The 17,504-nt window shown below is 74.8% G+C and carries 16 protein-coding genes; 10 read left to right on the top strand and 6 right to left on the bottom strand.

All coding sequences use genetic code 11. The annotated features are described in order from the left end of the window. Window positions 1–67: 67 nt before the first annotated feature. Complete coding sequence (locus D1J60_RS30770; protein ID WP_125823336.1) at window positions 68–1,312, top strand: MFS transporter; 1,245 nt, start codon at window positions 68–70, stop codon at window positions 1,310–1,312. Window positions 1,313–1,559: 247 nt separating this feature from the next. Here the strand turns inward: D1J60_RS30770 and D1J60_RS30765 are convergent, their stop codons facing one another. Then, a complete protein-coding gene (locus tag D1J60_RS30765) occupies window positions 1,560–2,222 on the bottom strand; it encodes a GPP34 family phosphoprotein (RefSeq protein WP_125823335.1) in 663 nt (220 codons plus the stop codon). Window positions 2,223–2,566: 344 nt separating this feature from the next. Here D1J60_RS30765 and D1J60_RS30760 point away from each other — a divergent pair, with 344 nt between their 5' ends. Both D1J60_RS30760 and D1J60_RS30755 read left to right on the top strand, forming a co-directional pair. Next, window positions 2,567–3,760 carry a cytochrome P450 gene (locus D1J60_RS30760; RefSeq protein ID WP_125824282.1) on the top strand — a complete coding sequence of 398 codons (1,194 nt, stop codon included), beginning with the start codon at window positions 2,567–2,569 and terminating at the stop codon, window positions 3,758–3,760. A 293-nt stretch (window positions 3,761–4,053) separates the two neighbouring features. After that, window positions 4,054–4,518, top strand: a complete 465-nt coding sequence (locus D1J60_RS30755) for a type II toxin-antitoxin system PemK/MazF family toxin (RefSeq protein ID WP_125823334.1) — start codon at window positions 4,054–4,056, stop codon at window positions 4,516–4,518. A 9-nt stretch (window positions 4,519–4,527) separates the two neighbouring features. Here D1J60_RS30755 and D1J60_RS30750 read toward each other — a convergent pair whose 3' ends face one another. Then, window positions 4,528–5,343 carry a TIGR02452 family protein gene (locus D1J60_RS30750; protein WP_125823333.1) on the bottom strand — a complete coding sequence of 272 codons (816 nt, stop codon included), beginning with the start codon at window positions 5,341–5,343 and terminating at the stop codon, window positions 4,528–4,530. Between the two features lie 108 nt (window positions 5,344–5,451). Here D1J60_RS30750 and egtA point away from each other — a divergent pair, with 108 nt between their 5' ends. From egtA to egtD, 4 genes are read left to right on the top strand one after another with little or no spacing between them, the layout of a single operon-like run. Next, window positions 5,452–6,870: an ergothioneine biosynthesis glutamate--cysteine ligase EgtA gene (gene egtA, locus D1J60_RS30745; RefSeq protein ID WP_125823332.1), complete on the top strand. Its 1,419-nt coding sequence runs from the start codon at window positions 5,452–5,454 to the stop codon at window positions 6,868–6,870. Continuing rightward, on the top strand, window positions 6,867–8,201 hold the full coding sequence (gene egtB, locus D1J60_RS30740) for an ergothioneine biosynthesis protein EgtB (protein WP_125823331.1): 1,335 nt from the start codon (window positions 6,867–6,869) through the stop codon (window positions 8,199–8,201). Before egtA ends, egtB begins: the two co-directional genes overlap by 4 nt. Next, a complete protein-coding gene (gene egtC, locus D1J60_RS30735; RefSeq protein WP_125823330.1) occupies window positions 8,201–8,959 on the top strand; it encodes an ergothioneine biosynthesis protein EgtC in 759 nt (252 codons plus the stop codon). The genes egtB and egtC overlap by 1 nt, the downstream gene beginning before the upstream one ends. Beyond that, window positions 8,956–9,921 (top strand): L-histidine N(alpha)-methyltransferase, encoded by a 966-nt coding sequence (egtD, locus tag D1J60_RS30730; protein WP_125604523.1) that lies wholly within the window; start codon window positions 8,956–8,958, stop codon window positions 9,919–9,921. Before egtC ends, egtD begins: the two co-directional genes overlap by 4 nt. Here the strand turns inward: egtD and D1J60_RS30725 are convergent. The 3 genes from D1J60_RS30725 to D1J60_RS30715 all read right to left on the bottom strand — a co-directional run bounded on the left by D1J60_RS30725 (window position 9,813) and on the right by D1J60_RS30715 (window position 13,004). Further along, window positions 9,813–10,775, bottom strand: a complete 963-nt coding sequence (locus tag D1J60_RS30725; protein ID WP_125823329.1) for a lysophospholipid acyltransferase family protein — start codon at window positions 10,773–10,775, stop codon at window positions 9,813–9,815. The genes egtD and D1J60_RS30725 overlap by 109 nt on opposite strands. After that, on the bottom strand, window positions 10,772–11,581 hold the full coding sequence (locus tag D1J60_RS30720) for a GNAT family N-acyltransferase (protein ID WP_206436600.1): 810 nt from the start codon (window positions 11,579–11,581) through the stop codon (window positions 10,772–10,774). Before D1J60_RS30720 ends, D1J60_RS30725 begins: the two co-directional genes overlap by 4 nt. 166 nt (window positions 11,582–11,747) lie before the next feature. Next, window positions 11,748–13,004, bottom strand: a complete 1,257-nt coding sequence (locus D1J60_RS30715; RefSeq protein ID WP_125824280.1) for an extracellular solute-binding protein — start codon at window positions 13,002–13,004, stop codon at window positions 11,748–11,750. A gap of 171 nt (window positions 13,005–13,175) precedes the next feature. On the opposite strand from D1J60_RS30715, the gene D1J60_RS30710 reads away from it, so the two are divergent. Then, entirely contained in the window at window positions 13,176–13,391 is a 216-nt protein-coding gene (locus D1J60_RS30710; RefSeq protein WP_042802362.1) for a dodecin, read from the top strand. A gap of 60 nt (window positions 13,392–13,451) precedes the next feature. Here the strand turns inward: D1J60_RS30710 and D1J60_RS30705 are convergent, their stop codons facing one another. Beyond that, entirely contained in the window at window positions 13,452–13,946 is a 495-nt protein-coding gene (locus D1J60_RS30705) for a hypothetical protein (RefSeq protein ID WP_125823328.1), read from the bottom strand. Window positions 13,947–14,035: 89 nt separating this feature from the next. Between D1J60_RS30705 and D1J60_RS30700 the strand changes: the two genes are divergently transcribed. Both D1J60_RS30700 and D1J60_RS30695 read left to right on the top strand, forming a co-directional pair. Beyond that, a complete protein-coding gene (locus D1J60_RS30700) occupies window positions 14,036–15,070 on the top strand; it encodes an MsnO8 family LLM class oxidoreductase (RefSeq protein WP_125823327.1) in 1,035 nt (344 codons plus the stop codon). Window positions 15,071–15,080: 10 nt separating this feature from the next. Continuing rightward, window positions 15,081–17,498 carry an excinuclease ABC subunit UvrA gene (locus D1J60_RS30695; protein WP_125823326.1) on the top strand — a complete coding sequence of 806 codons (2,418 nt, stop codon included), beginning with the start codon at window positions 15,081–15,083 and terminating at the stop codon, window positions 17,496–17,498. The last annotated feature ends 6 nt before the right edge of the window (window positions 17,499–17,504 follow it).

Genomic DNA, 17,504 nt, shown 5'->3' with positions numbered 1-17,504 from the left:
CCCCGTCGCACCCCGCCACCCGCGACGGGGCGGCGCACACCCCTCCACCCCTGCCCAGGAGGGCACCATGGCTCTTTCCTCCCCCGGCACCGGCACCGCCGCCGCCACCCCCGACAGACCCTCCCCCGGCCGCGGACTGCTGCCGCTGCTGCTGCTCGGCAACTCCGCGATGTACGCCCTCTACGTCGGCGTCGCCGGCATCCTGCTCGCGCTCCAGGTGGAGCGCGTCGACCCGGTCGACAAGGTCGCCAACTTCGGCCTGATCGCGGGGGTTTCCGCGGTCTTCGCGACGGTGTTCAACCCCGTCGCGGGTGCCCTGTCCGACCGCACCGGACGGCGCAACCCGTGGATCCTCGGCGGCGGGCTCGCAGCGGTGCCGGCGATGCTGCTGCTGGGCCTGGCCGACACGATCCTGCTGATCACCATCGCCTGGTGCCTCGGCCAGGCCGTGATGAACGTCTACCAGGCCGCCATCACCTCCGTCGTCCCCGACCGGGTGCCGGTGAGCGCCCGCGGCAAGGCCTCGGCGGCCGTCGGGCTCGGCCTGCCCCTCGGATCCGTACTGGGCGCGCTGGCCGGGGCGGCCTTCTCGGACGACTTCCGTACCGGCTACCTCGTTTTCGGCGCGATCGTGGCGGCCGCGGCGGTCCTGTTCACCGCCTGCGCCCGTGAGCCGCGGCTGCCGACGCGCGCCCCGCTGCCCGCGCGGGCCCAGCTCGCCGCCTTCGCCGGCGCCCTGCGCGACCACGACTTCCGCTGGGCGTTCATCGGGCGTGCGCTGCTCGTGCTCGGCTACTTCGCGGTGAGCGGGTACCAGCTGTACATCCTCCAGGACCACACCGTGCTGCCCGAGGGGATGGAGCCGGAGGCGGCGGTGGCCCTGCTGATGCCGCTGTCGAGCGTCGCGATGGTCGTCTCCACGGTGGCGGGCGGCTGGCTGTCGGACCGGCTGGACCGGCGCAAGCTGTTCGTGGGGGCCTCGGCGCTGCTGTCGGCGGTCGCGCTCGTCATCCCGGCCGTGTCCGCGAGCTGGGCCGCGATGCTGGCCTTCTCCGTGGTCAACGGCCTGGCGTTCGGCAGCTACATGGCCGTGGACACAGCGCTGGTCACGATGGTCCTGCCGGCCGCCGAGGACGCGGCGCGCGACATGGGCGTCCTCAACATCGCGAACGCCGGTCCGCAGATCGTCGCCCCGTTCGTCGCCTCCGTGGTGGTCTCGGTGAGCGGCGGCTACACCGCGCTGTTCGTCGTCGCCGCCGTGCTGGCGGTGGCGGGGGCGCTGGCGGTCCGCCCGATCCGCGGCGTCCGCTGACCTGTTGGCGATCCGGAAGGAACCGTACGGCGCGCCTGCCCGCGGTCCACGGCCTCATGACCGACCACCCCGCACCCGCCGCCCGGCCGGGCCACGCCCCCAGCGCGGGGGTACCGACGCCGACCTCGTCGAGCCCCTCCCGCCCGGCACGAAGCCGGAGAGGGCGGCCGGCGCCGCCCACGGGTCCGAGCCGATTCCCCCGCGCCGCGCCTCCCGGACGGGCAGACCGACCGGGCCGGGCCGGGCCTCAGATGAGGATCGTGGTCGTCGTCACCACCGTGACCGCGGTCATCGCCGCCTGCGTGTCGCGGATCGCGGTGCGGACGCTCTCGGCCGCCCACTGGCCCTCGGATATCTCCGCCATCCGCGCTTCCACCGCCTTGCGCGGATCGTCCGGGAAGGCCAGGCCGTGCAGTTTCGCGGAGTGGATCAGCGCGATGAGGCCGGCCGTCCGGGTGTCCGGTTCCGCGCCGCCCAGCACGACGGCGGCGAGGCGGGCGCGCAGTTCGCGTTCGACCGTGCCGTCCGCTTCCGGGTAGCGGCGCACCGGGAACATGCCGAGCACCTTGCGCTTCTCCTCCACGATCACCCCGCGCTCGCACAGCCGCTCCACGGCCGCGGTGACGGCCCTGGGCTGGTCCCTCGTCAGCCAGTCCGTCGCACGGTGCCGTCCGCGTCCCCGCAGCCAGGTCCCGATCAGCTCGACGCGACCGTCGAGCAGCGGCTCCCCGGTCGGACTCGGGTCCGTCACGACGAGCGCCTCGCCACTGACGGAGACCCGCTCGGCCAGGACCAGTTCGAGCAGGAACCCCCCGGCGACGGCCCAGCCGGCCGCCTGCCGCTGCTGCGCCGAGCCGGACTCGTCGTCCAGCGAGAGCAGCACGATCTCCTCCGCCAGTGTGATCGCCATACCGCTACCCCCGCATGCTCCGTGATCGTCCTCTCAACAGGTGAGACGTAGGACGCCCGACAGGAGTTCCCGCCCGGCGCTGACGAGGCCGGGAACCGGGCGGGACTGCCAGGGCCCGGGTCCGCTGACGGACGCGCCGCTCGCCCCCCCCGGTACGCAGCGCGGCCGGGCCGTGGACGGGCCGGCACCTCCCACGTAGCCGGGACGGCGTCCTCACGCCGACCGTGGTGTGGTCATCTCGCGCCATCCGAGCATCCGTCAAGAGCGGCGTACTGAGGCGTCGTTGACCGCCACAGCCGCCCGTCCTACCTTGCAGGCATCTGCTCGCGACCTTGGAGGTCGACGTGACGGCCACCGGCTCCACCCCCCTCTCCTACCCCTTCAACACGGCCGAAGGACTCCGGCTCGCCGAGGAGTACGAGCGCGTCCGCGGCCTGCCCGGCCTCTTACGCGTACGGATGCCGTACGGCGAGGAGGCCTGGCTCGTCACCCGGTACGCGGACGCCCGCCTCGTGCTCGGTGACGCGCGGTTCAGCCGCGCCGCGGCGGCCGCCCGCGACGAACCCCGGCAGTCCGAGGGCCGCGGCGGGTCCGGCATCCTCGGCATGGATCCTCCGGACCACACCCGGCTGCGGTCCCTGGTGGCCAAGGCCTTCACCGTCCGGCAGGTCGAGAAGCTGCGCCCCCAGGTGCGCGCGCTCACCGCGGAGCTGCTCGACGAACTGGAGGCGGCAGGCCCCCCGGTCGACCTCGTGGACCGCTTCGCGCTGCCCGTCCCGGTGGCCGTGATCTGCCGGCTGCTGGGCGTGCCGGTCGAGGACCGGCCGCGCTTTCGGGTGTGGAGCGACGCGGCGCTCTCGACCAGCTCGCTGACGGCCGAGGAGTTCGGCGCCAATCTGGAGGAACTGCGCGGCTACATGGCCGGGCTGATAGAACTGCACCGCCGGCAGCCGCAAGACGACCTGATGACGGCCCTCATCGAGGCCCGCGACGGTGACGACGACCGGCTCTCCGAGCCGGAGCTCGTCGACCTGTGCGTCGGGGTCCTGGTCGCCGGGCACGAGACGACGGCCTCCCAGATCCCCAACTTCGTCCTCACCCTGCTGGACCACCCGGACCAGCTGGCACTGCTGCGCCGCGATCCCGGTCTGATCGCCCCGGCGGTGGAGGAACTCCTGCGGTTCGTGCCGCTGGGCCGCGGGGCGAGCCAGGCCCGTTACGCCACCGAGGACGTCGAGGTCGGCGGCACGCTCGTCAGGGCCGGGGAGCCGGTCCTCGTCGCGACGGGCGCCGCGAACCGTGACGCACTGCGCTTCACCGCACCCGGCGTCCTCGACATCCGGCGCGCCTCCAACCAGCACCTCGGTTTCGGCCACGGCGTCCACCACTGCCTGGGCGCCCAGCTGGCCCGCATGGAACTCCAGGAGGCGCTGGCGGCGCTGCTGGCGCGCTTCCCGGGCCTGAAGGTCGTGGGGGACGTCGTCTGGAAGACGGAGATGCTGGTGCGCGGGGCGCGCGTCATGCCGATCGGCTGGTGAGCGCCGCGGCCAGCCGCGCCACGCCGAAGGCTCCGCGTACGCGCGGGTCGCGGACTCCGTGGCTTCGGAGGCCCGTTCGAGGAGGGTGGGTGTGCAGCTCTTCGGCGCGGCCCGAGCCGACTGCCGGCAGTCCCCCGCGCGCGGGGCACGCCCCTGCTTCCCGCCGGCCGTTCCCGCGGTGGGACCCCACCGCCGAGAGGCGCAGCGGTCGCGTGCGGCGCCCGGTGAACGGCTGCCGTGCGCCCCGCCGGGGCCGGCACGGCGGGGCCCCGAAGCCTAGTACTCTCCGCGAAATGACGGCACTCTCACACCACGGCAGCAGCCACGTCGAGCAGCCCGGACGGGGCGGTCCGACGGCCACCACCGAGGCCGATCCGCGCGCCATCGGCCCGGTCCGCACCGAGTACGCGCCCGACCCGGACGGGGATCCGGACCCGGGGGAGATCGTGTGGACCTGGGTGCCCTTCGAGGAGAACGACGGGCGGGGCAAGGACCGGCCGGTACTGGTGGTCGCGCGGGAGGCGGGCGGGGCGACGCTGCTCGCCGTCCAGCTCTCCAGCAAGCGGCACGACCACGACCGGGAGTGGGTGGCGATCGGCTCGGGCCCCTGGGACGGTGCGGGCCGGGAGTCCTGGGTGGCCCTGGACCGGGTACTGCGGGTCCACGAGGCGGGCATGCGCCGGGAGGCCTGCGCGCTGGACCTGGCCCGCTTCCGCCTGGTGGTGGACCGGCTGCGCGTCCTGTACGGCTGGCAGTAGCCGCCGGGGTCAGTGGGGGGCGAAGGCCGCGGTGAAGGTTTCGCGGGTGCGGGGGTCGCGGTCCAGGATCCCGAACGCGACCCGCTCGAAGGTCCCCGCGAAGCGGCCGGTCAGGGCCGCGCGGAAGGCCTCCGCCACCTGCGCCGGGTCGTTGCGGAACACCCCGCACCCCCACGCGCCCAGCACCAGCCGCCGGTACCCGTGCAGCGCGGCCACCTCCAGGACCAGCCCGGCGCGCCGGGCCAGGGCGGCCGGGATCTCGTGCGCGCGCTCCGGTTCCTGGCGGCGGATGGTGCCCGCGTTCGGGGCGGGAGAGGTGAGGAACCCGGCCCGGAAGGGGGTGTCCAGCAGTTCGCCCCGGTCGTCGCGGAAGACCGGTACCCCGGGGGAGTGAATCACCCGGTCGGTGTAGAAGGTGCTCTTTCCCGCCCGGTGGACCTCGTAGTACTCCGGGGCCTCCAGCAGGGTCTCGTACAGGGCCGAGGCGCGGCACAGCGCCTCCTCCTGGGCCTTGGCGCCGCGGACGTACCCGCCCCCGGGATTGCGGGCCGAGGCGAAGTTCAGGACCGCCACGCCGCCCTCCGCCGCGAGGCGGCGCGCGGCGACCGTGCTGCTCTCCCCGGTGACCTCGAAGACCGTCGTACGGCCTCCCCCAACGGGCTCTTCGCCCGGTATGACCCGGTTCGGGCCGTATATCCTGGTTCCGGCCTTGGCTTCCGCCAGGTCGGCGGCGAGACAGACACGCCGCCCCGACCGCGTCCGGTACTCCCCGGACGCCGCGATCAACGCGTTTTCCCGCGCGATCTCGCGCAATCTGCTGCTCACGCCGCAATCCTGGGCCCCGGAACGGGAAACGGCAAAGGAATTAGCGCTCCGATGAGGGGTAGGGCACGGGTGACATCACGGCCGACGACAGGAGACGAGGTTCCGGTCATGCCCGAGAACTCGCCCGCTCCATCAGCCCCGAACGCCGAAGACGACCCCCTGACCGAAGCGGCCGCCGAGGACATCGTCCACGGCATCTGCTTCAAGACCGGACCGCCGCGCCTCCTCGGTGCCGAGCTCGAATGGCTCGTCCTGGACGCCGAACGGCCCTGGCTGCCCCTGCCCCCCGAGAGGCTGAACGCCGCCCACGCGGCCGCCCGCGCACTGCCCCTGAACTCCCGGCTCACCGTCGAGCCCGGCGGCCAGCTGGAACTCAGCTCGGCCCCCGCCGACTCCCTCACCGCCTGCCTGGACGGCCTGCGGGCCGATCTCACCGCGGTCCGCGGCGCCTTGGACGCCCAGGGCCTCGTCCTGCGCGGCCTCGGCCAGGACCCCCGCACGCAGCTCGAGCGGCTGCTGTCCAGCCCGCGCTACGACGCGATGGAGGCCCACTTCGACCGGACCGGCCCCGCCGGGCGCGCCATGATGCGCTCCTCCGCCTCCGTGCAGGTCTGCGTGGACGCCGGCCACGAGGAGCCCGGCCCGCTCGGGTACGGGCGGCGCTGGCACCTCGCCCATCTGCTGGGTGCCGTACTGGTCGCCGTCTTCGCCAACTCCCCCGGCCGCCGCGACGGTCCCTACCGGGGCTGGCGGTGCGCGCGGCAGGGCATCTGGAGCGACATCGACCCGCGGCGCGCGCTGGCCCCGCCCCTGGCGTCCGAGCCCCGGGCCGGCTGGGTCCGGCACGCCCTGGACACCGAGGTGATGTGCGTACGCGCGCCCGGTGACGGCCCCTGGACGGTGCCGAGCGGGCTGAGCTTCCGCGAATGGCTGCGCGCGGGGCCGCGTACGGCCGCCGGGCGCAGGCCCACCGCCGAGGACCTGGAGTACCACCTCACCACCCTCTTCCCGCCGGTCCGGCCGCGCGGCCACCTGGAGCTGCGGATGATCGACGCGCAGCCGGGCGAGGACGGCTGGCTGGTCCCGGTCGCGCTCGTGCACGCGCTCTTCGACGACCCCGGGGCCGCCGAGACCGCCTACCGGGCGGTGAAGGCGCTGGCCGACGCGTACGGATCCCAGTGCGCGCCGCGCAACCGCCTGTGGCGGACCGCCGCCCGGTCGGGGCTCGCGGATCCGGAGCTGCGCACGGCCGCCGCCGTGTGCTTCCGGGCGGCGGCCGAGGCGCTGCCCCGGCTCGGCGCGGGCAGGGAGGTCCAGGACGCGGTGGGCGCCTTCGCGGACCGCTTCGTGCGGCGCGGGCGCTGCCCCGCCGACGACGCCGAGGCCGAATCCGAGTCCGGAGCCGGCGGCAGAGCCGGAGCAGCGGCCCGAGCCGTCAAGCCCCACGCCACCGCCACCGCCACCGCCGGAGTCGGCGCGGGGGAACACCGGCGCCGTCCGACCGTCGCGAAGGGACCCCGCCCGTGACCGCCGAGACCCGCCCCGGAACCCACCCCGGAATCCACCCCGAGCTGCTGCGCGAGCGCGCCGCCGCCGCCCTGACCGCCGCCCGGGCCCGTACCGCGGCGCTGACCGACGCGGTGAGCGACCAGGACCTGACCGCGCAGCACTCCCCCCTGATGTCACCGCTGGTCTGGGACCTGGCGCACATCGGGAACCAGGAGGAGCTGTGGCTGCTGGGCCGGGTGGCCGGCCGGGAGTCCATGCACCCGGAGATCGACTCCCTGTACGACGCCTTCGAGCATCCCCGCTCCGAGCGGCCGAAGCTGCCCCTGCTGGGCCCGGAGGCGGCCCGCCGCTACGCGGCGGAGGTGCGCGGCCGCGTCCTCGGGCTGCTGGAGCGCACTCCGCTGGAGGGCACGGCGCTGCTCGACGAGGGCTTCGTGTTCGGGATGATCGCCCAGCACGAACAGCAGCACGACGAGACGATGCTGATCACCCATCAGCTGCGGGCCGGCGCTCCGGTGCTGACCGCCCCGGACCCGGATCCGCCGCAGGGCCCCCCGCCCCCGGCGGCCGAAGTCCTCGTGCCGGGCGGACCGTTCACCATGGGCACCTCCACCGAGCCCTGGGCCCTGGACAACGAACGGCCGGCGCACGTGCGGGAGGTGGCGGCCTTCCGGATCGACACGGTCCCGGTGACCAACGCCGCCTACCAGGCCTTCATCGCGGACGGCGGCTACCGCGAGCCCCGCTGGTGGGCCCCCGAGGGCTGGGAGCAGATCCGGGCGCACGACATCGGGGCGCCGCTGTTCTGGCACCGCGAGGGCGGCCAGTGGCTGCGCCGCCGGTTCGGGGTGACCGAGCCCGTACCCGATGAAGAACCGGTTCTGCACGTCAGCTGGTACGAGGCCGACGCGTACGCCCGCTGGGCGGGCCGCCGGCTGCCGACCGAGGCGGAGTGGGAGAAGGCCGCCCGCCACGACCCGGCTTCCGGCCGCTCTCGCCGCTACCCCTGGGGCGACGCCGACCCCACCCCCGCCCACGCCAACCTGGGCCAGCGCCACCTGCGCCCCTCCGCGGCGGGCGGCTACCCCGCCGGGGCCTCCCCTCTGGGTGTGCGCCAGCTGATCGGCGACGTGTGGGAGTGGACGGCCTCGGACTTCCTGCCCTATCCGGGCTTCCGCGCCTTCCCCTACCGGGAGTACTCGGAGGTGTTCTTCGGCCCGGAGCACAAGGTGCTGCGCGGCGGCTCCTTCGCCGTGGACCCGGTGGCCTGCCGGGGCACCTTCCGCAACTGGGACCTGCCCGTGCGGCGGCAGATCTTCTCCGGCTTCCGCACCGCGAGGGACGCCTGATGTGCCGTCACCTCGCCTACCTGGGGCCGCCCGTGGCGCTGGAACGGCTGCTGAGCGAGCCCGAGCACTCCCTGGTCCGCCAGTCCTGGCAACCGCGCCGCCAGCGGTTCGGCACCGTCAACGCGGACGGCTTCGGCCTCGGCTGGTACGCCGAGGGCGACCCGGTCCCGGCCCGCTACCGGCGCGCCGGGCCCGTCTGGGGCGACCTCACCTTCGCCGACCTCGCCCGCGTGGTGCGCAGCGGCGCCTTCCTGGCCGCCGTACGCGACGCCACGCTGCCGGGCGCGGACGGGGAGGCCGCCGCGGCGCCCTTCGCCTCGGGCCCGTGGCTGTTCAGCCACAACGGGGCCGTGCGCGACTGGCCCGACGCGGCGGGGCCGCTCGCCGCCGCCCTGCCGCCCCCGGAGCTGCTCCAGCTGGCCGCCCGCACGGACTCGGCGCTGGTATGGGGGCTGGTGCTGCGCCGGCTGCGGGAGGGAGACGACATCGGCACCGCCCTGGCCGAGCCGGTCCGCGAGCTGTCCGAGGCGGCCCCCGGCTCCCGGCTGAACCTGCTGCTCACGGACGGCGCCACGATCGCGGCGACCGCCTGGGGCGACTCCCTGTGGTACCTGGCCGAACCGGCGGCGGGGCGCGTGGTCGTGGCGTCCGAGCCGCACGACGACGACGCCCGCTGGTGCGAGGTGCCCGACCGGACCCTGCTGACCGCCACCCGCACGCGGGTCGCCCTGACCCCCCTCAAGGAGACCTCCCCGTGAGCGATTTCCAGTTGACCCGGACCCTGGACGAGCACGCCGCCGAGAAGGCGCTGCGCGCCGACGTTCTCGACGGCCTGACGCGCTTCCCCAAGGAGCTGCCGCCGAAGTGGTTCTACGACGCCCGCGGCAGTGAACTCTTCGAGGAGATCACCCGGTTGCCGGAGTATTACCCGACCCGGGCCGAGCGGGAGATCCTGCTCGAGCGGGCCGGGGAGATCGCGGCGGTGAGCGGGGCCCGCACCCTGGTGGAGCTGGGCTCCGGCTCCTCGGAGAAGACCCGGCACCTGATCGAGGCGATGCCCGCGCTGCGGACGTACGTGCCGGTGGACGTGAGCGAGAGCGCCCTCGTCGGCGCGGGCGAGCTGCTGCCCGCGCAGCATCCGGGCCTGCGGGTGCACGCGCTGCTGGCCGACTTCACCAAGCCGCTGCACCTGCCGGACTCCGAGGGGCCCCGGCTGGTGGTGTTCCTGGGCGGCACGATCGGGAACCTGCTGCCGCCGGAGCGGGCGGCGTTCCTGGCGTCCGTGCGGGCGATGCTGTCGCCCGGGGACGCGCTGCTGCTCGGCACCGACCTGGTGAAGGACGAGGCCGTGCTGGTGGCCGCGTACGACGACGCGCGGGGGGTGACCGCCGAGTTCAACAAGAACGTGCTGGCGGTGATCGACCGCGAGCTGGGCGCGGACTTCCACACCGCCGACTTCGACCACGTGGCGGTGTGGAACCGGGAGCACGAGTGGATCGAGATGCGCCTGCGGGCCCGGCAGGCGGTGACGGTCAAGGTCCGGGCGCTGGACCTGCTGGTGCCGTTCGAGGCGGGCGAGGACATCCTGACGGAGGTCTCCGCGAAGTTCCGTCAGGACGGGGTGCGCAAGGAACTGGCGGAAGCGGGCCTGGAACTGGCGCACTGGTGGACGGACGCGGCGGGCCGCTTCGCGTTGTCCCTCTCGGTGGCCGAGGGCTGATCCGGCTCCCCGCCGGGCCGCTGCTGTCCGGGTACGCCGGTCAGCAGCGGCCGTTCCCGCCCGGTGGTGCCGAGTACGGCCTCCCGCGCGGCCGCCGCCAGCGCGCGGCGGTCGGCGTGGCGGCCCGGCGGGATGCGCGGCAGCAGCCGGACCTCGGCCCGCACCCCGCGCGCCCGGGCGATCCGCCACAGGGAGGCGGTCAGCGGGTCGTCCCCGACGAAGGCCGGCGCCCCGGCGAGCGATCCGTCCGCCAGCCGGTACCCGATTCGCAGGGGCTGTACGGGTACCCGCGCGTCCAGCGCCGACTGGAACGCGGCCCGCCGGAAGGGCCCCTGGGCGCGCCCGCACCAGGTGGAGCCCTCGGGGAAGACGGTGACCCGGTCCCCGGCCCGCATCGCCCCGGTGAGGGCCGCGACGGTGCGGGGCAGGGCCCGGATCCGGTCGCGTTCGATGAACAGGGTGCCCGCCCGGGCGGCGAGCGGGCCGAGCACCGGCCAGGCGCCGATCTCGCTCTTGGCCAGCATCCGGCTGGGCAGGACGGCGGCGACGAGCGGGACGTCCAGCCAGGAGATGTGGTTGGCCACGATCAGGCCGCCCCCGGCCGGGCCCGGGCTGCCGTGCACGGTGATCCGTACGCCCATGGACCGGACGAGCGCGGCGGACCAGGCCCGGACCAGGGCGCGCCGGGGCCCGGCGGGGAGCAGCCGGACCGCCGGGGCGGCCGGGACGGCGAGCAGGACCAGGGCGAGGGCCGTGGCGAGCCGCAGCACGGCCCGGACCGCGCCGGCGGGGCGCCCCGGCTGGTGGGCGCAGGCCCCGGGGGTGCAGGGCGAGGTGGGCAGCCAGGTGTTCATGCGCCCGGGGCGAGCGAGAGGAAGTGGTTCAGGTAGCGCGGGTTGGTCCGGCGCAGGGAGAGCAGCACGTACAGGTCGGCGCAGCCGAACTCGGCGTCGAAGGCGGGCTCCCCGCAGACCCAGGCGCCGAGGCGGAGGTAGCCGCGCAGCAGGGGCGGCAGCTCCGTGCGGCCGGGGACGGTGATCGCGCCGGGGCTCCAGGGCAGGTGCGGGGTGACGCGGTACTCCTGCGGGGCGAGGTTGCGGGTGAGAACGGCCTCGCGGGTGGCGGCGGCGAGCACCCCGCCGTCGGCCAGCGGTATCGAGCAGCAGCCGGCGAGCCAGTTGTGGCCGGTGCGCTCCATGTAGCGGGCCAGGCCGGCCCAGATCAGGGCGATGACGGCGCCGTTGCGGTGGTCGGGGTGGACGCAGGAGCGGCCGACCTCGACCAGGTCGGGGCGGATCGGGGCGAGGGCGGAGAGGTCGAACTCGCCCTCGGAGTAGAGGCGTCCGGCGACGGCGGCGCGCTCCGGCGGCAGCAGCCGGTAGGTGCCGACGACCTGCCCGGTCTCCTCGTCGAGGACGAGGAGGTGGTCGCAGTAGGCGTCGAAGGCGTCGGCGTCCAGGCCGGGCTCGGGGCCGTCGAGGCGGGCGCCGAGCTCTCCGGCGAAGACCTGGTGGCGCAGCCGCTGGGCGGCGCGGACCTCGTCCTCGTCGCGGGCGAGGCGGACGGTGTAGCGGGGGGTGGCGGGGGCCTCGGGGGCCGTGGGGGCGGCGACCGGGGCCGGGTGTGCGAGGGGGGACGGGGACAGGGGGGCGATGGTCATGGCTGCTCCTGGTCCGGGCACGGGGAGCCGGGTCCGCGGGTGGCGGGCCCGGCTCCTCTACTTCTTCCGTGACCGGCTGGATTCGACATGGCCGACCGGCGGCCCCCGGATGTGCGGAGGCTGAACTCGGCGGTCGGCGCCGCGGCGGGTCCCCCGCCCGCGGCGGTCAGCGGTCGGAGTTGAGGACCCGGCTCATGGTGTCGGAGGCCGCCTTCGCCGCCTGGCGGGGGTCCTGGCCGCTGAGCACGGCCGTCATGTAGGGCTTGATCGGGTTGGCGGCCTCGACCTCGGCCCAGCGCGCGGACTTCGGGGTGGCGCGGCCCTGGGCGGCGCCGGGGGCCATGGCGGCGGCGCCGTCGTTGCCCTCGACCACGCGGGCGAGGGTGGTCTTGTTGGGGACGTAGCTCATGGTGCGGGCGAGCTCGGTCTGCCACTTCTCGCTGACCAGGGCGGTGATCACGTCCACGGCGCGGGCCCGGTGGGCGGTCTTCTCGGGGATGATCAGGTCGGAGCCGCCGGTGAAGACGGCGCCGGCCTTGTCGGCGGTCTTGCCGGGGATGGGGAAGAAGCCGAGCTTGCCCTTGAGGGCCGGGTTGGCGGCCTCGATCTGGGCGACCTGGCCGGGGGTGGCGATGATCTGGGCGACCTGCCCGCGGGCGAAGACCTCGGACTGCGGGGGCGTCTCCTCGTCGCCGCTCTTGGGGCCGTCGCCGAGGGCCTGGAGCTGCTTGTAGAAGTCCATTCCGGCGAGGGCCCTCTCGTCGTCGAGGGCGCCGACCCACTGGCCGCTGGTCTCGACGGCGAGGTCGCCGCCCTCGTCCCAGACGAACCCGGCGAGGACGTACCAGTTCTGGCCGGGCAGGTAGATGCCCTGCTGCTCGCCCTTGTCGAGCTTCTGGGTGGCGGCGATCCAGTCCTGGCGGTTCCTCGGCGGGGTCTTGATCCCGGCGGCCGCGAACAGGTCCTTGTTGTAGATCACCACCCGGTTGGCGGCGTACCACGGGACGCCGTACTGCGCCCCGTTGACGCTTCCCGGGTCGGAGAGGCCCTTGAGCCAGTCCTTGCTGCCCCATTCGCGCAGGCCTTCGAGGGTGACCTCGGAGACGCCGCCGGTCTCGACGTACTGGGCGACCTGGGTGTTGCCGACCTCGATGACGTCGGCGCGGTCCTCGGACTTACCACCGAGGACGGCGTTGACCTTGTCGCCGATGCCCTTCCACTCCTGGATCCTCACCTCCAGGTCGATGCCGGGGTGCTGCTTCTCGAAGTCGGCGGTGAACTTCCGGATGAAGTCCTCGGAGGCGCTGCCCTTCATCAGCCACAGGGTCACCTTGTCGGAGCCCCCGCCGGATCCCGCCGACTGGCCGCAGCCGGTGAGGGCGGTCGCTGCCGCGAGGGCGGTGCACACGGCGAGGAAGCGCATCTTCACGAGGGGTCACCTTCTGGGGATGGATCTCCGATGGCTTGAAATTGGCATAGACCAATGAGCGGGTCAACCCCCTTTCGCCCGGGATTGTTCACGCATAGTTCGCGGACCCGGGCTTACTGGGGCACCGTGGAACAAGGCAACAGCGACGACTGGCGGGAGACCCCCATGTCCAACCACACCTACCGCGTGACCGAGATCGTCGGCACCTCCCACGAGGGCATCGATCAGGCCATCCGGAACGGGATCGCCCGCGCGGGGCAGACCCTGCGCAACCTGGACTGGTTCGAGGTCACGCAGATGCGCGGACACATCGAGAACGGGCAGGTCGCGCACTACCAGGTCGGACTGAAGGTCGGCTTCCGCCTCGACGGCGAGGACTGAGCAGCCGGCGGGACCGGGGAACGGGAAGGACCCGAGGGCGGGCGGGCGGGCGGCGGGGCGTCAGGTGCGGCCCTCGTCCTCCTGCGCCTGCTTGAGTTCCGGCGCGTCCGCCGCCCAGTCCGCCAGGACCACCCGGAAGCCGGCCGCACGGGCGGCCTCGCAGACGAGTTCGTCGTCGTCGACCAGCACCCGCACCTCGCGCCCCCGGGCGATGCGCCGGAGCACCTCCAGCTTCGTCAGCCGGGCCGGGCGCCGGTCCTGGTCGCCGCGCATCCACACCCGGCCCTCCGGCAGCCCGTGCCGGGCCAGCCAGTCCAGGGTGTCGGCGCGGCACCGCTCGGGCCGCCCGGTCAGGTACACCACCTCGCAGTCGGCCGCGCGCTCCGCCGCCAGCGCCACGCCCCGGGCGAGCGGCGGATCCGCCGGCGCGGCCCCGAAGAACCCCGCCCAGTCGCGGGGGCGCCCCTCCAGGAAGTGCTGGCGGTGACTGGTGTCCGCGAGGGTGTTGTCGATGTCGAAGACGGCGAGCGGACGGCGGGGCGGGGTCTGTGTCATGCCCGCAGCCTAGGCGTCCGGTACGACAAACGGACGACGTCACGACCGGGGCCCGGGAATCACCGGCGCCGACGCGCGTTGAGACGGGTGTGATCCGAAAAGTCTCGATCCTCGACCGGTCCCGCACCCGCGAGGGGCACCCCGCCCCCGAGGCCCTGCGCGAGACCGTGGAACTGGCCCGCGCGGCGGACCGGTTGGGCTACCACCGCTTCTGGGTGTCGGAGCACCACAGCGTGCCCGGCGTCGCCGGCTCCGCGCCCACCGTACTGGCCGCCGCCGTCGCCGCCGCCACCCGGCGGATCCGGGTCGGCACCGGCGGCGTGATGCTGCCCAACCACCAGCCCCTCGTGGTGGCCGAGCAGTTCGGGGTCCTCGAAGCCCTCTTCCCCGGCCGGATCGACATGGGCCTCGGCCGCTCCGTCGGCTTCACCGGCGGCATCCGCCGCGCCCTGGGCCGGGACACCGCCGACGCCGACCGCTTCGAGGAGCAGCTGGCCGAACTGCTCCGCTGGATCGACGGCACCCAGCGCGCCCACCCCGAGGTGCACGCCCGGCCCGCCGAGGGGCTGCGGATCCCGCCCTTCGTCCTGGCCACCGGCGAGGGCGCGGGGATCGCCGCCCGGGCCGGACTCCCGGTGGTGGTCGGCGACCTGCGCGGGCGCGCCAAGGTCGCGGAGGCGGTGCGCCGGTACCGCGAGGAGTTCCGGCCGTCCCCGTGGGCGGCGCAGCCGTACGTGGTGGTCTCCGGGACGGTCGCGGTCGCCGCCACCGAGGAGGCTGCCCGGCGGATCCTGCTCCCCGAGGCCTGGGCCCTGGCCCGCTCCCGGACCCGGGGCAGCTTCCCGCCGCTGCGCCCGGCGCAGGAGGTCGCCGCGCTGGAGATGACCCCGAAGGAGCGGGAGCTGTACGAGGGCGGCCTCGCCGGGCACATCGCCGGGACGGAGGAGCAGGTGGCCGCCGCCCTGGCCGGGGTCGCCGGGGCCACCGGGGCGGACGAGCTGCTGGTCACCACCTCCACGTACGACCGCACGGCCCTGCTGGACTCCTTCACCCGGCTGGCCCGGATCACCGGGCTGAGCCCGGCCGGCCCGGCCCGCCCGGCCCCCGGGGGCCCGGGGCTCTAAACTGGGGCGAATGCACCACACCCCCGACTCCCCCGACACCCCCGGCGAGCCCGGCCGGCCGGACGCCCCCGATCCCTGCGTACGGGTACGCGGCGCCCGGGAGCACAACCTGCGCGGGGTGGACGTGGACATCCCGCGCGACACCCTGACCGTCTTCACCGGGGTCTCCGGCTCCGGTAAGAGCTCCCTGGCCTTCGGCACCCTCTACGCCGAGGCACAGCGCCGGTACTTCGAGTCGGTGGCCCCGTACGCGCGCCGGCTGATCCACCAGATCGGCGCCCCGAAGGTGGACTCGGTGACCGGACTGCCGCCCGCGGTCTCCCTGGAGCAGCGTCGCTCCGCCCCGGGTTCGCGGTCCTCGGTGGGGACGGTGACCCTGCTCTCCAACTCCCTGCGGATGCTGTACTCGCGGGCCGGGACCTACCCGCCGGGCGCCGAGCGGCTCGACTCGGACGCCTTCTCCCCCAACACGGCCGCGGGGGCCTGCCCTTCCTGTCACGGGCTGGGCCGGATCCACCGCACGAGTGAGGAACTCCTCGTGCCGGACCCGAGCCTGTCGATCCGTCAGGGCGCCATCGCCGCCTGGCCGGGCGCCTGGCAGGGAAAGAACCTGCGCGACATCCTCGACGTGCTCGGCCACGACGTGGACCGGCCCTGGCGGGAGCTGCCGGCCGAGGACCGCGAGTGGATCCTGTTCACCGAGGAGCAGCCCGTGGTCACCGTGCACCCGGTGCGGGAGGCCGACCGGATCCAAAGGCCCTACCAGGGCACGTACATGAGCGCCCACCGCTACGTGATGCGGACCTTCTCCGACACCAAGAGCGCCACGCTGCGGGCGCGCGCGCAGAAGTTCCTCACCGACGCCCCGTGCCCGGCGTGCCAGGGGCGCAGGCTGCGGCCGGAGGCGCTGGCCGTGACCTTCGCGGGCCGCACGATCGCGGAGCTGGCGGCACTGGCGCTGGACGACCTGGACCGCGTACTGGCCGCCGCGCCGCCGGCGGACGAGGCGGCGCGGGTGCTGGCCGGGGACCTGCGGGCGCGGATCGCGCCGGTGACGGAACTCGGGCTCGGCTACCTGAGCCTGGACCGGACCGCGCCGAGCCTGTCGGCGGGCGAGCTCCAGCGGCTGCGGCTGGCGACCCAGCTGCGGTCGGGGCTGTTCGGGGTGGTGTACGTACTGGACGAGCCGTCGGCGGGGCTGCATCCGGCGGACACCGAGGCGCTGCTCGGTGTGCTGGAGCGGCTGAAGGCGGCGGGGAACACCGTCTTCGTGGTGGAGCACCACCTGGACGTGGTGCGCCGCGCCGACTGGGTGGTGGACGTGGGACCGCTGGCCGGGGAGCACGGCGGGCGGGTGCTGTACAGCGGGCCCCCGGCACAGCTGGCGGCCGTCGGGGAGTCGGCGACGGCACGGCACCTGTTCGCGCCGCCGGCGTCCGGGCGCGGGCGGACCCCGCGCCCGGCGTCCGGCTCGATCCGGCTGTCGGGCGTGGAGCGGCACAACCTGCGGGGCGTGGACGTGGAGTTCCCGCTCGGGGTGTTCACGGCGGTGACGGGGGTGTCCGGTTCGGGGAAGTCCACCCTGGTGGGGCAGGTGCTGGCGGGCGAGGTGGCCGGGCGGCTGGCCGAACCGGGCTTTCCCGTGCGGCGGTTGGTGGAGGTGGACCAGAAGCCGATCGGACGGACCCCGCGCTCCAACCTGGCCACGTACACGGGCCTGTTCGACGTGGTCCGCAAGCTGTTCACGGCCGCTCCCGAGGCGCGGGCGCGCGGCTGGAAGGCGGGCCGGTTCTCCTTCAACGTGCCGGGCGGGCGCTGTGAGACCTGCCAGGGCGAGGGCTTCGTCTCGGTGGAGCTGCTGTTCCTGCCCAGCACGTACGCCCCCTGTCCGACGTGCGCGGGCGCCCGGTACAACGCCGAGACGCTGGAGGTGCGTTACGCGGGGCTGACCATCGCGGAGGTGCTGGGCCTGACCGTGGAGGCGGCGGCCGGGTTCTTCGAGGAGGTCCCGGCGGCGGCGCGCAGCCTGCGGGCACTGGAGGAGATCGGGCTGGGCTACCTGCGGCTGGGGCAGCCGGCGACGGAGCTGTCGGGCGGCGAGGCGCAGCGCATCAAGCTGGCGACGGAGCTGCAGCGGCTGCGCCGGGACCACACCCTGTACCTGCTGGACGAGCCGACGACGGGGCTGCACCCGGCCGATGTGCGGGTGCTGCTGGGGCAGTTGCACGGGCTGGTGGACGCGGGGCACTCGGTGGTGGTCGTGGAGCACGACATGGAGGTGGTGGCGGGCGCGGACTGGGTCGTGGACCTGGGCCCGGGCGGCGGTGCGGAGGGCGGCCGGATCACGGCCGCGGGCCCGCCGCCGGCGGTGGCCGCCTCCCCGGATTCCCGCACCGCGCCCTACCTGGCGCGGGCGCTGGGGCTGTAGACGCCG

The sequence above is a fragment of the Streptomyces sp. W1SF4 genome (genome assembly GCF_003950035.1).
In the GTDB taxonomy this organism is placed as follows: domain Bacteria; phylum Actinomycetota; class Actinomycetes; order Streptomycetales; family Streptomycetaceae; genus Streptomyces; species Streptomyces racemochromogenes.
This window is presented reverse-complemented; position numbering and strand designations above follow the sequence as displayed.

Bases quoted from the DNA above. Each gene is read 5' to 3' on its own strand.
- D1J60_RS30770 (WP_125823336.1), top strand. From the start codon at position 68: ATGGCTCTTTCCTCCCCCGGCACCGGCACCGCCGCCGCCACCCCCGAC.
- D1J60_RS30755 (WP_125823334.1), top strand. From the start codon at position 4,054: ATGACGGCACTCTCACACCACGGCAGCAGCCACGTCGAGCAGCCCGGA.
- D1J60_RS30765 (WP_125823335.1), bottom strand. From the start codon at position 2,222: ATGGCGATCACACTGGCGGAGGAGATCGTGCTGCTCTCGCTGGACGAC.
- D1J60_RS30695 (WP_125823326.1), top strand. From the start codon at position 15,081: ATGCACCACACCCCCGACTCCCCCGACACCCCCGGCGAGCCCGGCCGG.
- D1J60_RS30715 (WP_125824280.1), bottom strand. From the start codon at position 13,004: ATGCGCTTCCTCGCCGTGTGCACCGCCCTCGCGGCAGCGACCGCCCTC.
- egtC (WP_125823330.1), top strand. From the start codon at position 8,201: ATGTGCCGTCACCTCGCCTACCTGGGGCCGCCCGTGGCGCTGGAACGG.
- D1J60_RS30710 (WP_042802362.1), top strand. From the start codon at position 13,176: ATGTCCAACCACACCTACCGCGTGACCGAGATCGTCGGCACCTCCCAC.
- D1J60_RS30725 (WP_125823329.1), bottom strand. From the start codon at position 10,775: ATGAACACCTGGCTGCCCACCTCGCCCTGCACCCCCGGGGCCTGCGCC.
- D1J60_RS30705 (WP_125823328.1), bottom strand. From the start codon at position 13,946: ATGACACAGACCCCGCCCCGCCGTCCGCTCGCCGTCTTCGACATCGAC.
- D1J60_RS30720 (WP_206436600.1), bottom strand. From the start codon at position 11,581: ATGACCATCGCCCCCCTGTCCCCGTCCCCCCTCGCACACCCGGCCCCG.
- egtA (WP_125823332.1), top strand. From the start codon at position 5,452: ATGCCCGAGAACTCGCCCGCTCCATCAGCCCCGAACGCCGAAGACGAC.